Below are 13,862 nucleotides of genomic sequence, written 5' to 3' on the forward strand. Positions count from 1 at the left end.
AAAATTGGGTAATCAATCGTGTCTAAATCAGTATTAGTTATTAATTGTGGCTCTTCTTCAATCAAGTTCGCATTACTTCTTGAGGAGCAGAATTTCCGTATTCATGGTTTAGCTGAGAACTTAGGCACAGAGAATGCTCGCATTAAAGGCGTGACTGTCGGCAATGAGCCGGTGGATATCCACATTCCATTTGCTGACCATAAAAAGGCACTTGAAGTGGGTCTGGAGCGTCTGGCCAACTACCGTCCGGACGCGATCGGTCACCGTGTGGTACATGGCGGCAGCCTGACCAAGGCCGAACTGATCAATGACGAAATTATTGAAAAAATCCGTGAAGCAACGCCGCTTGCGCCGTTACACAATCCGGCACACCTGATTGGCATTGAAGCCACCAAACGCTTATTCCCGGAATTACCACAGGTTGCAGTATTTGATACTGCCTTCCACCAAACCATGCCAGCGCATGCTTATCGTTATGCCCTGCCGAAATTTTTATATACTGCTCATGGTGTACGTCGCTATGGTTTCCACGGAACCAGCCATGCCTATGTTTCAGACCGTGGTTCTGAACTGGCAGGCAGCTTCAAGCAAGGGGGCTGGTTAACCGCGCATCTTGGCAATGGTAGCTCGACCTGTGCCGTTTGGAATGGGCAAAGTGTAGATACCTCTATGGGTTTAACCCCACTTGAAGGCATTGTCATGGGCACACGCAGTGGCGATGTCGACCCAAGCCTGCATAGCTTCCTGGCGAAAAATCTGGGTTGGGACATTTATAAAATTGACAAGATGCTGAATAGCCAAAGTGGTCTTTTGGGTCTGTCTGATCTGTCCAATGACATGCGCACCCTGATTGAAGCATCAGAGCAAGGCAATGAAGATGCCAGCCTGGCGATTGAAGTATTCTGCTATCGCCTGGCTAAATCCCTGGCAGCATTGAGCTGTGGTCTGCCACGCATCGATGGTCTGTTCTTTACGGGTGGCATTGGCGAAAACTCGGCGTATATCCGTGAAAAGACCATGAATTACCTGCCTCATTTTGGTTTCAATCTGGATAAGAATGCCAATAATGAACTGAAACGCGGTACCGAAGGCCGGATCGACTCAGGTACAGGCCCACAAATCTGGGTGGTACCAACCGATGAAGAAGGCCGCATTGCCCAGGAAGTTCAGAGTGTTATAGAACTCGAAATCGAGCAACATACTGCAAAAAAGTCTAAAGTTGAGGCAACGCCTGCATAAGCAGGCCCGGCCACTTTTTAACTGATTTCTATTATTTTGCGACTGACATAACTTATGAAAACAATTTTATTGGTACCCACCGGGGAAGGCGTAGGCCTAACTTCTGCCTGTTTGGGCCTGATTTATGCGCTGGAATGCCAAGGGGTAAAAGCTGGCTTCCTCAAACCTTTTGCTCAGGAATTGAATGAAATCGAAGACCGCACCACGGCTTTGTATCGTCATATTTCTCAGAGTGAAACTGTTGAACCCATCCGTTATAGCAAAGTCTTGCAGCAGATCAATCTGGGGGAACAGGATGAACTGCTTGAGGAAGCGGTACGTCTGCATCGTCAAATTGCCAAACAGCATGACCTGATTATTGTCGAAGGTTTGCTGCCAAATACTCAAGACAGTTTTGCCGACGATCTGAATGCTGCATTGGCACAGGCCCTCGATGCCAAAGTTATTGTGGTCAGCAATGCCAATATTCTCAAGCCAAGCCAAACCGCGGATAAAATTGAACATCAGCTTCGTAACTTTGGTGGTGCCAGCTCTACCCGTCTGGCAGGTATCATGTTGATGCGTACCAAGGGCTTGCCTGAAGAATCTGCACAGATTCCTGTCACGCTGAATCCGGATTTACGCCTCAAGACTGAAACTGCAGAATTTATTAAAGCCATTCAGCAGACTCATCCGCATATTGGTTCTGAAAAATTACCAGTGATTGGCTTGGTACCTTTCAGTAAAACCTTAAGCGTACCGCGTATGTCTGATCTTGCTGCATATATTTCTGGTTACTGGATTAATGAAGGCGAAGCCAAGCAGCGCCGTGTACAAAATAGCAGCCTGATTTCAGCCAATATCGAGCATGAACTGCATAAGTTTGTAGCGGGTGAACTGATCATCAGTGCATCCGACCGAATTGATGTGTTACTGGCGAGCAGTCTGGCCAGCAGTAATGGGATTCCTTTGGCAGGTCTGGTGCTGACTGAGCATCATCAGCCAAATGATCATGTGCTGGAATTCTGCCAGACTGCCATCAAGCAAGGTTTACCGATTTTACATACACCACTCAACACATTTGAAACCGCACAAAAACTGGCAAATCTCAGCAATGAAATTCCGGTAGATGATACTGAACGTGCGGATCAGGTCACGCGTTTTGTTTCAAGCCATATCAATCCGGAATGGCTGAATCAAATGTTGAATGGTTCGTATAAGCCACGTCTGTCACCTTCTGCTTTCCGTCATGAACTGGTACAGAAGTCGATTGCCGCAAAAAAACGTATTGTACTGCCAGAAGGAGATGAACCGCGTACCGTACAGGCTGCCGCCATCTGTCAGGCGCGTGGTATTGCACAGTGTATTCTGCTGGCCAAGCCTGAAGCTGTACTAGAAGTAGCCAAAGCGCGCGGCATTGAATTGCCTGAAGATCTGGAAATTCTTGATCCGGATCTGGTGCGTGAAAACTACATCGACAAGATGGTCGAGCTGCGTAAAGGCAGGCTCAACGAACTGCAAGCCCGTGAACAACTGCAAGATACGGTAGTACTTGGCACCATGATGCTGGCGCTGGATCAGGTTGACGGTTTGGTGTCGGGCGCAGTACATACCACCGCAAATACGGTGCGCCCTGCCTTCCAGCTGATCAAGACTGCTCCGGATTATTCACTGGTCTCTTCCGTATTCTTTATGCTATTGCCAGATGAAGTCTATGTGTATGGTGACTGTGCGATCAATCCGGATCCTGATGCAGAACAGCTCGCCGAAATTGCAATTCAGTCCGCCGATTCTGCCAAAGCCTTTGGTATTGACCCGCGTATAGCCATGATTTCCTATTCGACTGGAACTTCAGGTACCGGTGCAGATGTGGAAAAAGTCGCGGAAGCTACACGTATTGCCAAAGAGCGTCGTCCTGATCTGCTGATTGATGGGCCATTACAATATGATGCAGCATCGGTGGAAAGCGTGGGGCGCCAGAAAGCGCCTGATTCACAAGTGGCCGGACGTGCCAATGTGTTTATCTTCCCGGATCTGAACACCGGTAACACGACCTATAAAGCGGTACAACGTGCTGCCAATGTGGTCAGTGTCGGGCCAATGCTGCAAGGTTTAAATAAACCTGTGAATGACTTGTCACGTGGTGCATTGGTCGATGACATCGTGTTTACCATTGCCTTAACTGCGATTCAGGCCGAGCAGCAAGAAGCTTAATACTTCTTGAATTTTCTTGAATTTAAGTTTTCCAAACCACCTGGTTGAAAAATCAGGTGGTTTTTTTATTAATCATTTTATTTTTTTCTCATGACTGAGCAGATTTTCTATAATCTACACACGGATTATCTCGAAAATAAAAAATGTCGCCAAATATCATTAAACCTATACTTCAGTTAAATGGCGCTCGTATCTACTTAAGGCCTCTAAAAGTTGAAGATGCACCCATTTTCCTGGAGGCTACGCAAGTCGATGAGATTCGTCATATGACAGGCTTAAAGCGGAACTTTAACCTGGCTGAAATTGAAGCCCATATTCGACGCTGCCTTGATCATCCGCTCCGTTATGATTTTGCCATTTGTCTGCAGGCTGATCACCGTATGATTGGGGAATTATCTGTCTTAGAGATTGATCCTGAAAACCTAACAGCAGAATTTCGCATTGCGCTCTCTCAAATCAGGTTCACTAGCCAAGGTTATGGCAGTGAAGCCATCGAGCTCATCAAAACGTGGGCCTTTAAGCAATTAAGATTAAAAACACTATCTTTACAAGTGTTTGGACATAATCCACGCGGGATTCGTGCCTATGAAAAATGCGGTTTCCAAGTGATGGAAGTTAAAAAAGAGGCTTTTGAATACCAAGATAAATATTCAGATGAAATCATGATGCAGGCACGAAATCCCTTATATGAATAAAATAAATGCCGTAAAAAGCTTTGTTACACATAATAAATGCCAGCCTATCAGGCTGGCATTTAGCACTTTAACCGATCAATTCTGTCGGCCTAAACTTATAGCTGGTTTTTACTTTTTCGCCTAAACCAGCATCAATCAGACATCAAACACTTTTACACGGTGGTCCACTGCTGACGCACTTCTTCTGCTGTTTTATTTAAAACTACACTTCCATCTTTGATTTCACTTACCCAACTTAATGGAATTAAATGATGTTCATTATTTTCATCATCACTTCTCGTTAATTTAATTGAATCCTGACCTTCCAGATGATCCACCTTCCCGACTTGAGTACCACATGAAGCAATGACTGAAGCATGTTCTTTAATATCACTTGCATTAAAATTGTTCATTCTACTTGCCTGTTTCTAGAAGTTGAGAAAAACAGTCTAAGCAATAAAAAACGCTGCATGTGTAAGGGTTTTCAGGCTTTGGGTTTTTCTGGGTTAATAATGTAATTCTATAAAATGTGTGAGTTACCTGAGTATTGTGACAAGGGGAAGATGTTTGAAATATTGTTTTTTATTAATATTATTTGAAGATTTGAAGATTTGAAGATTTGAAGATAGCGTAATCCAATAAAACCTTAAAATAGGAGAAAGAAGATAAGCTTAGGCTTGCTCTTCTTTCTGACCATACATCCAAGTTGCAGCGATATATACACAAAAACCAGCTGCCATCAAAATACCTGTAACCATTGTTAGGATCTCCTTTATTTGATAGCTGCATTATGTAAAAGTTTTATGACATTTAGATGACAATCAGGATTTTTTATATTTTTAAATATTAAATAAAAATCAATAACTTAAATTTTTATAAGCTTTATTGAGGTGAAATACAAGCTGAAATATGACAATAAATATGTCACGAACTTGTCTTTTTTAACTATGCTAGTGACCAGAACAAGACGATAAATTGCTTAAACTATAAACTTTTGGCCAATGTCCCTGTAAAACACCCACAACTGGATTTATTTATCTTATAATTTAGCCCGCTAGCTAACAGCCCGCTCAAGAGATATTTGTATGACCACTATTATCAAGCAAGATGACTTGATCACATCGGTTAAAGATGCGCTTCAGTTCATTTCTTACTATCATCCACAAGACTTCATCCAAGCGATGAGCCGTGCGTACGACCGTGAAGAGAACAAAGCTGCGAAAGATGCAATCGCGCAAATCTTGATTAACTCACGCATGTGTGCAGAAGGCCACCGCCCTATCTGCCAAGATACTGGTATCGTCAACGTATTTGTTGAAGTGGGCATGGACGTTAAATTCGATTTAACCATGAGCCTGGATGATGCAATCAACGAAGGTGTGCGTCAAGGTTACCTTGAAAACTCGAACGTACTTCGTGCATCAGTTCTGGCCGATCCTGCATTTGGCCGTAAAAACACCAAAGACAATACCCCTGCTGTGATCTATCACAAGCTTGTTCCGGGTAACAAAGTAGATATCACTGTTGCAGCCAAAGGTGGCGGTTCAGAAAATAAATCTAAACTGGCAATGTTGAACCCATCTGATTCAATCGTAGACTGGGTACTGAAAACTGTTCCGACCATGGGTGCAGGCTGGTGTCCACCAGGTATGCTGGGGATCGGGATCGGTGGTACTGCCGAAAAAGCCATGATGCTTGCCAAAGAAGCATTGATGGAAGAGATCAACATGGACGAATTGCTTCGTCGTGGTCCACAAAGCAAAATGGAAGAGCTTCGTATCGAAATCTTCGAAAAAGTAAATGCTTTGGGTATTGGTGCACAAGGTCTTGGCGGTTTAACCACTGTACTTGATATTAAAATCAAAGATTATCCATGTCATGCTGCAGGTAAACCAGTCGGTATGATCCCGAACTGTGCTGCGACTCGTCATGCACACTTCACCCTTGATGGTTCAGGTGTTGCACATATTCAGGCACCAAAACTTGAAGACTACCCATCTGTGACTTGGGATTCTTCAACGTCTAAACGCGTTGACCTGGACAACATCACGCAAGAAGAAATGAACTCCTGGAAACCAGGCGATACGCTGCTTCTTAACGGTACAATTTACACTGGCCGTGACGCTGCGCACAAACGCATGGTGGACATGCTGAACAATGGTGAAGAACTTCCTGTTGATCTTAAAGGCAAGTTCATCTACTACGTAGGTCCAGTCGATCCAGTCGGTGATGAAGTCGTTGGTCCTGCAGGTCCAACAACGGCTACGCGTATGGACAAATTCACACGTCAAGTTCTTGAAGCGACTGGCATGTTTGGCATGATCGGTAAAGCGGATCGTGGTCCTGCTGCCGTTGAAGCAATCAAAGACAATAAAGCGACTTACTTAATGGCTGTAGGTGGCGCTGCGTACCTCGTGTCTAAAGCGATCCGTGAAGCTGAAGTGGTTGCCTTTGCTGACCTGGGTATGGAAGCGATCTACAAGTTTGTTGTGAAAGATATGCCGGTCTCTGTCGCGGTTGATGTGAATGGTACTTCTATTCATGCCACTGCACCGAAAATCTGGCAAGCTAAAATTGGCAAGATTCCAGTAGTTGATGCTGCTGCAGGCTAATTAAAGCTGTATAAAAAAGCACCCATTTAGGGTGCTTTTTTATTATCTTTCCTCAAAGAACTATCCAAATTACCAAGTCCGCGGATCCCACAGTTTAAAAGGCGTGGTCAATTGTACGTCTAGGCTTGGATCATAAGCAGTCGGTTTAATCTTCTGGGCTTTTTTGCGGATTTTTCCTGTTTGCTGATCCTGTGCAAAAAAGTTAAAACTGTCTGACTTTAACTGGGTAAAAGCAATTTCATTTAAACCCACATTATTCGGCATTAGCATCAGCGGTCCCGTTACACTACGACGGGTGCTGAGATTTTCCTCATCATATTTAATAAAATAGGACTGTCCTGCTTCTACCGTAAGGTCCAGATATTTAGGTGTCTGAAAGTGCAGAGTACCCAAAGGACGGCTAGTACTTAAACGATAAGTGCCTGCAGGTAGCTCGATCCAGTAATGGTGATTATGCAGTAAACTTGGAATGCGATGCTGATTGATAAACAGACTCGCAGCTACAATTTCCTGACGGTTCCATTTTGAATCTGGACGATATAAATAAACAATAGCTGCTTCTTCATGCTGTGGCTTAACCGTTTGGAAATGATGACCCTGTTTCTGGTTCACCCAACCACCAATCGTGAACATGCCTACCTTGTGCTTCTCGACGAAGCCTGGTTTTTTTTCAAGATCAATATTTTTTAAAGTACTGAGCGGCTGTGTAGGTTCAACTACCTGTGTAGGTTCAACTACGGCTTTTTTACCGTGACACCCCATCAGCGCCAAACTGCCGATGAGTACGATGGCGACTCCACGCATGCTTATCCCTCACTGCGTCTTTATTCTTGTATGCAAGTGCTTTGCGATATATTTTTTATAACTTTCGGCGTCCACGCCTAGATGTTGAGATTAGCATCTGCTTTTATTTTTGGAAATAAAAAACGTGTGAAAACACGGGGTTTTCACACGTTTCTGACGAATAGCAACTCTCAGGCAGATTTGCTATTCACCACTTTTAAATCAACTTTTGCTGCTGTTTCTGGTTCATCATGTGGTTGACGCTCAGCACGAAACTCTGGTGCAGCTTTACCATTAATTACTGCTTCATTCACCACCACAGTACCTACATCACTACGGCTCGGCAGGTCATACATGGTTTCAAGCAATGAATTTTCCAGGATCGAACGCAGACCACGCGCACCGGTATTACGCTCCAGGGCTTTTTTCGCCACAGCACGTAAAGCCGAGTCTTCAAAGACCAGATCTACATTTTCCATCTCAAACAGATGTTTATATTGACGGGTCAATGCATTCTTTGGCTCAGTCAGAATTTGCATCAGCGCTTCTTCATCCAGTTCATCCAGCGTTGCAATCACTGGCAGACGACCAATAAATTCTGGAATCAGACCGAATTTCACCAAGTCAGTTGCTTCGACCTGACGGAACAGCTCAGACAGCTTTTTGCTTTCATCTTTGTTACGGACTTCCGCAGTAAAGCCAATACCACCTTTTTCCTGACGCTGCTGGACAATTTTCTCAAGACCTGAGAATGCACCACCACAAATGAACAGGATGTTCGAGGTATCGATCTGAATAAATTCTTGCTGCGGATGCTTACGCCCACCTTGAGGAGGAATGGAAGCCACCGTACCTTCGATCATTTTCAGCAAGGCTTGCTGTACACCTTCACCCGATACGTCACGTGTGATCGATGGATTTTCCGACTTGCGGGTAATCTTGTCGATCTCATCGATATAGATAATGCCCTTTTGCGCTTTTTCGACATCGTAATCAGCTTTTTGCAAAAGCTTTTGTACAATGTTTTCTACATCTTCACCCACATACCCCGCTTCGGTCAGTGTGGTTGCATCTGCCATGGCAAATGGAACATCGAGAAGACGGGCAAGTGTTTGGGCCAGCAAGGTCTTACCTGAACCAGTCGGTCCGACCAGCAGGATATTACTTTTAGCAATTTCAACAGAATCATCTGCTTTCTTACCATTGGTCTGCACTTTCAGACGTTTATAATGGTTATATACCGCAACAGATAAGGTTTTCTTCGCTACGTCCTGACCAATCACATATTGATCCAGCGCCGCACGGATTTCATGCGGTTTCGGCAAAGGACGGTTCGCCCAGTCATTGGTTTCTACCTGCTGACTGGTTTGAACCAAATCTAAGCATACGTCCACACATTCATTACAAATGTATGCGTCCTCGCCTGCAATCAGCTTTCCGACTTCAGACTGCGTTTTACCGCAAAATGAACAATGCTTTTGTCCTTGAGGATGTTCGGACATATTTACTCCAATATCTCAATCTTTAAAACTTATGGACGTTTAGTAAGTACTTCATCCACAAGACCGTACTCTTTCGCTTGCTGAGCAGTCATAAAGTTGTCACGGTCTGTATCACGTGCCACTTTTTCATATTCCTGACCACTATGTTCAGCCATTAAACGGTTTAAACGTTCTTTAATGAACAGAATTTCACGTGCGTGAATTTCAATATCTGATGCCTGGCCTTTAAAACCACCTAAAGGCTGGTGAATCATGACGCGGGCATTTTCCAGGCAATAACGCTTGCCTTTGGTCCCTGCATTCAGCAGGAATGCCCCCATTGAGGCTGCCTGACCCATACAATAAGTCACGACATCCGGTTTAATAAACTGCATGGTATCGTAGATTGCCATGCCAGCTGTCACCGAGCCACCCGGTGAATTGATATATAAATGAATATCTTTATCTGGGTTTTCCGCTTCCAAAAACAACATTTGCGCAACGATCAAGTTGGCCATATTGTCTTCAACTTCACCTGTTAAAAAAATTACCCGCTCACGTAAAAGGCGTGAATAAATATCAAAAGAACGCTCACCACGAGAGGATTGTTCTACCACCATTGGCACTAAAGCGTTTTCAATCGTTGGAACATACATAGGTTTATTTATTCCTAAATTTTTGTGACTTAATCCATAATTACAATATGAGGGATAATCAATGAAATTGCAAAATAATCGCCAATAAATCTCTCATATTTTTTGCATTAGTTTTGTGAAAAACAGATATATCAATAATATGAAAAAAGGCGCACGAAGCGCCTTTTTATGGAAAGCTAAAATTAGCCTTGTTGACGAGCCTGTTGCTCTTTCAATAAGTCTTCATAGCTTACAGTTACATCAGTCACTTTCGCAGAGTTCAGAATGTAGTCAACCACTTGATCTTCAAGTACTACAGCTTCGATTTGAGCACGTTGCTGCTTGTCATTCTTGAAGTATTCGATCACTTCGTTTGGATCTTCATAAGAAGAAGCCATGTCTTCTATGTAAGCTTCTACACGTGCTTGATCAACTTCGATTTTCGCATCAGCAAGTACTTTGCTTACTAGCACGCCAAGTTTCACAGATTTTTCAGCCTGTTCTTTGAACAGATCATCTGGAAGCATGCTTGAATCAAATGCTTTCGCGCCTTGAGCACCAAACTGTTGAGTGAACTGCTGGATCATTTGTTGACGTTGACGGTCAATTTCCTGAGCAAGCATGGCAGCTGGAAGTTCAACTTCGTTTGCAGCAACCAGTGCATCAAAAGTTGCGCCTTTAACCTGGTTGCGCAGGCCGTTTTTCACTTCACGTTCCATGTTTTTACGAACGTCAGCTTTCAGCTTCTCAACGCCTTCTTCTTCAGATACACCGAAGATTTTCAGAAATTCAGCATCAATTTCTGGAAGTTTTTGTTTTTCAACAAGCTTCACAGTAATTTTGAATTGAGCCTGTTTACCAGCCAGGTTTTCAGCTTGATAGTCTTCAGGGAAAGTAACATCAATCACTTTCTCTTCGCCTTTCTTCATACCGATGATGCCATCTTCGAAGCCAGGAATCATACGACCAGAACCTAGAACAAGTTTGAAGTCTTCTGCAGAACCGCCTTCAAATTTTTCGCCGTCGATTGAACCTTCGAAGTCAAAAGTCACTTGCATGTCTTTTTTCGCCATGCCTTTGGTTTCAGCCCAAGAAGCGCGTTGTTTTTGAAGATTTTCAATCATCTTCTCAACATCTTTGTCATTCACTTCTGAAGCTTTGCGTTCAACTTCCAGGCCTTCGAATTTCACGTCAACTTCTGGATAAACTTCAACGGTCGCTTCATAAACTAAAGCGTCGTCTTTCATTTCAGTTTTTTCAATGTTCGGCATGCCTACAGCATTGATTTTTTCTTGCTGGATCGCTTCGAAAACTGTATCACGAATGATGTCGTTGACAACTTCTTGGTAGATACCAGCGCCGTATTCACGACGAACAACGTTTACAGGCACTTTACCTGGACGGAAGCCGTTGATCTTCGCAGTTTTAGCAGTGCGTTTTAAACGAGCTTCAAATTGCTCATTAATACGGCTCGTCGGTACAGAAACATTTAAACGACGGGCAACGCCCGAAACCGCTTCAGAAGTTACTTGCATGGCTTCCTCTATATATTTGGTAATAACAGGTTTATAAAAATGTGCCACATTATATGACAACATTTAAGGATATACAAAAAATACGCGCGAGTTCCAGCTTTTAAGTCTTTTTTATTCGAATTGCTACCCTTTCAGATATTCAGTCAACCCCACTTAAATGCAGAAAATGTATATTTTTATTGCAAATGATAAGTACTATCATTAATATCCAGTTTCTTATTTGAGCAACAATACTAATTTATTCTTCGGTTCGGGAATTTGGTCATGCATAGTTTTAGTCTTCGTCCGCTTACATTGGCAATTTTTGGGGTCACAGCAACATCTGCTTTTGCAGAGACACATAGCCCCTCAAACATCCCAACTACCACCTTGTCTACCATTGTAGTTTCTGCATCGGGTTTTGAACAACAATTAAAAGATGCCCCTGCCTCAATTAGCGTGATCACTCAAGAAGATATTCAACGTAAGAATGCCACCAATATTGCTGACCTGTTGGTTGATGTCCCTGGGGTGGATGTGCGTAATGGCGTAGGTAAAACTGCAGGATTAAATGTCAGCATCCGGGGTATGAACGCTGATGACACTCTTATTTTGATTGATGGTCGTCGCCAAACAACTTCTACCGATGTTACCCCGAATGGTTTTGGTGAAGCAGCGACAGGCTTTATGCCCCCTCTTTCAGCCATTGAGCGTATTGAAGTGATTCGTGGACCTATGTCGACCCTCTACGGTTCAGATGCCATGGGTGGTGTGATTAATATCATTACCAAAAAAGTTTCAGACGAGTGGAATGGGAACGTTACTGTCAGTGGCAACGTTATGGAGCATGGTGCTGAAGCAGATTCCTGGAAAACCAGCTTCTTGGTGAATGGTCCATTGGTCAATGATGTGCTTGGTCTGCAACTTCGCGGCAGTTATTATGACCGGGGCCAGTCTGAGCGTGTCGAAGGTTCAACTGGCCGTGATCCACGCCCGACCACCGCACATAATTATGATGTAGGCGGTAAACTTACATACAAAGTAGATGATCAAAATGCCTTGTGGCTTGACTCATTCTACAGCCATCAAAACTATAAGAATGAAAATAGCCGTTTAGGTACTTTAGATACTGCAACAACAGCAAATGGTTATAAAGATAAATTAATTTTTGATCGTACCCAGTTTGCAATCGGGCATGATGGCGACTATAGCTTTGGTCAGTGGAATACTTATATCAGCCACTCAGAAACTGAAACCAAAGGTCGTACGATACCTTCGGCTGCATTACCCGTCGGAAATGCACAAATTGGTGCAGATCGTGTGTTAAAAAATACCGATTTAATTGCAGACAGCCATATTATTTCAACTTTGGGTGCGCATAAGCTCACTGTGGGTACGGAATACAAAGAGCAAACCAATAAAGATAATATCGCTCTGTATTCGACTGGTGTAGACGAATTCGATAAAAAATCCTGGTCAGTGTATGCTGAAGATGAATGGCGTCTTTTGGATAGTTTAAGTTTAACTTATGGCGGTCGTTTTGAAGATCACTCCGGTTTTGGCGGTCATTTTAGTCCACGTGCCTATCTAGTCTGGAATACCAATGACATGCTGACCGTGAAAGGTGGTGTAAGCACAGGTTATAAAGCACCTTCTGCGAAAGCCCTTTATGACGGCGTTGTTGGCCTCAGTGGACAGGGACAAAACCTGACATTTGGTAATCCGGACTTAAAGCCTGAAACCTCAACCAACTATGAATTAGGTTTTAATTTACAGCCGACAGATGATATCAATTTCACGGCAACCGGTTTTTACAACCAGATTAAAGATGCGATTGTTTCAGAGAATCTTCCTGTATCCGCTGAATGCTTGACTGCAAGCTCATGTTCAACCAGCGTGAATGCGAATAAGGCCAAAGTTTATGGTGCAGAAGCAACTTTGCAATACAGCATTTTGCCTGAATGGGATATGAAAGCTGCCTATACCTATACCAGAAGTGAAATTACGGATGGAGAAAACGAAGGCACTTATTACAATAACCAGCCACGTAATGCGCTTAACCTGACTTCAACATGGCATCTGGTGCCTGCTGTAGACCTATGGTTACAGTACGAATATAAATCTGATCGTCAACGCTTCCTGACTACGCCAACAGCACCTGCTTCAGGTTTAGGCTCAAGCGACTATGAAGAATATAAATTATTTGGTGACAAGTTAGCGGGCTATAGCGTATTCAACCTCGGTGCAAGTTATACCGTCAGTGATCAATTACGTCTGAATATGGCTGTGAACAACTTGCTGGACAAAGATTTTACCGAAGGTGCAAAATCATATGAATATTTAGACAACCGTGGTCGTCCCCAAACTGCCACCGGTTATAAATATTTAGATATCGGTTCTAGTACAACAGGTACTTATATTCCAGGCCGTAACTACTGGTTATCTGTTTCATACGACTTCTAATATAAAAGTCATGATTCAAAACCCTGCTTCGGCAGGGTTTTTTTCTTGTCGCTAGATCAGCACTTCCCAAAACATTGCTAATTCATGCCCTTCTAATAAACATCATTATTCTCAATAAAAAGTTAACAATCAGCTTTATTTATCAATATTTATTAAAATCAATTGTTTAATCAAGTATTGATATAACATTACATTTGAAATCTCATTTAATATTTTCTTAAAGATCATGAATTCCTATGACAAAAGGATAAAAATAAAAACAAGAATC

General features: G+C 43.1%; 10 protein-coding genes. 5 read left to right on the top strand and 5 right to left on the bottom strand.

Going from position 1 to position 13,862, the window contains the following annotated elements; all coding sequences use genetic code 11:
- Positions 1-18 precede the first annotated feature (18 nt).
- The 3 genes from AY605_RS02065 (at position 19) to AY605_RS02075 (ending at position 4,127) form a co-directional block, all read left to right on the top strand.
- The gene (locus tag AY605_RS02065; protein WP_064094811.1) at positions 19-1,239 is read left to right on the top strand and encodes an acetate/propionate family kinase; all 1,221 of its coding nucleotides are present in this window, start codon (positions 19-21) and stop codon (positions 1,237-1,239) included.
- A gap of 54 nt (positions 1,240-1,293) precedes the next feature.
- Positions 1,294-3,432 (top strand): phosphate acetyltransferase, encoded by a 2,139-nt coding sequence (gene pta / locus AY605_RS02070; protein ID WP_064094812.1) that lies wholly within the window; start codon positions 1,294-1,296, stop codon positions 3,430-3,432.
- A gap of 143 nt (positions 3,433-3,575) precedes the next feature.
- Positions 3,576-4,127: a GNAT family N-acetyltransferase gene (locus tag AY605_RS02075; protein WP_064094813.1), complete on the top strand. Its 552-nt coding sequence runs from the start codon at positions 3,576-3,578 to the stop codon at positions 4,125-4,127.
- A gap of 152 nt (positions 4,128-4,279) precedes the next feature.
- Here the strand turns inward: AY605_RS02075 and AY605_RS02080 are convergent, their stop codons facing one another.
- On the bottom strand, positions 4,280-4,519 hold the full coding sequence (locus AY605_RS02080; protein WP_064094814.1) for a DUF2171 domain-containing protein: 240 nt from the start codon (positions 4,517-4,519) through the stop codon (positions 4,280-4,282).
- A gap of 672 nt (positions 4,520-5,191) precedes the next feature.
- Between AY605_RS02080 and AY605_RS02085 the strand changes: the two genes are divergently transcribed.
- Complete coding sequence (locus tag AY605_RS02085) at positions 5,192-6,718, top strand: fumarate hydratase (RefSeq protein ID WP_064094815.1); 1,527 nt, start codon at positions 5,192-5,194, stop codon at positions 6,716-6,718.
- Between the two features lie 69 nt (positions 6,719-6,787).
- Here the strand turns inward: AY605_RS02085 and AY605_RS02090 are convergent, their stop codons facing one another.
- From AY605_RS02090 to tig, 4 genes are all read right to left on the bottom strand, one after another.
- Positions 6,788-7,522, bottom strand: coding sequence for a DUF2846 domain-containing protein (locus AY605_RS02090; protein ID WP_064094816.1), 735 nt, complete (start codon positions 7,520-7,522; stop codon positions 6,788-6,790).
- Between the two features lie 170 nt (positions 7,523-7,692).
- Entirely contained in the window at positions 7,693-9,003 is a 1,311-nt protein-coding gene (gene clpX, locus AY605_RS02095; RefSeq protein WP_064094817.1) for an ATP-dependent protease ATP-binding subunit ClpX, read from the bottom strand.
- A 29-nt stretch (positions 9,004-9,032) separates the two neighbouring features.
- Complete coding sequence (clpP, locus tag AY605_RS02100) at positions 9,033-9,638, bottom strand: ATP-dependent Clp endopeptidase proteolytic subunit ClpP (protein WP_064094818.1); 606 nt, start codon at positions 9,636-9,638, stop codon at positions 9,033-9,035.
- Between the two features lie 182 nt (positions 9,639-9,820).
- A complete protein-coding gene (gene tig / locus AY605_RS02105) occupies positions 9,821-11,152 on the bottom strand; it encodes a trigger factor (RefSeq protein WP_064095175.1) in 1,332 nt (443 codons plus the stop codon).
- A gap of 264 nt (positions 11,153-11,416) precedes the next feature.
- On the opposite strand from tig, the gene AY605_RS02110 reads away from it, so the two are divergent.
- Complete coding sequence (locus AY605_RS02110) at positions 11,417-13,594, top strand: TonB-dependent receptor domain-containing protein (protein WP_064094819.1); 2,178 nt, start codon at positions 11,417-11,419, stop codon at positions 13,592-13,594.
- Positions 13,595-13,862: the final 268 nt, after the last annotated feature.

This window comes from Acinetobacter sp. SFD (genome assembly GCF_001647575.1).
GTDB classification, from domain to species: domain Bacteria; phylum Pseudomonadota; class Gammaproteobacteria; order Pseudomonadales; family Moraxellaceae; genus Acinetobacter; species Acinetobacter pecorum.

Coding starts and splice junctions, on each gene's coding strand:
- pta (WP_064094812.1), top strand. CDS start 1,294: ATGAAAACAATTTTATTGGTACCCACCGGGGAAGGCGTAGGCCTAACT.
- AY605_RS02075 (WP_064094813.1), top strand. CDS start 3,576: ATGTCGCCAAATATCATTAAACCTATACTTCAGTTAAATGGCGCTCGT.
- AY605_RS02080 (WP_064094814.1), bottom strand. CDS start 4,519: ATGAACAATTTTAATGCAAGTGATATTAAAGAACATGCTTCAGTCATT.
- AY605_RS02085 (WP_064094815.1), top strand. CDS start 5,192: ATGACCACTATTATCAAGCAAGATGACTTGATCACATCGGTTAAAGAT.
- AY605_RS02090 (WP_064094816.1), bottom strand. CDS start 7,522: ATGCGTGGAGTCGCCATCGTACTCATCGGCAGTTTGGCGCTGATGGGG.
- clpX (WP_064094817.1), bottom strand. CDS start 9,003: ATGTCCGAACATCCTCAAGGACAAAAGCATTGTTCATTTTGCGGTAAA.
- clpP (WP_064094818.1), bottom strand. CDS start 9,638: ATGTATGTTCCAACGATTGAAAACGCTTTAGTGCCAATGGTGGTAGAA.
- tig (WP_064095175.1), bottom strand. CDS start 11,152: ATGCAAGTAACTTCTGAAGCGGTTTCGGGCGTTGCCCGTCGTTTAAAT.
- AY605_RS02110 (WP_064094819.1), top strand. CDS start 11,417: ATGCATAGTTTTAGTCTTCGTCCGCTTACATTGGCAATTTTTGGGGTC.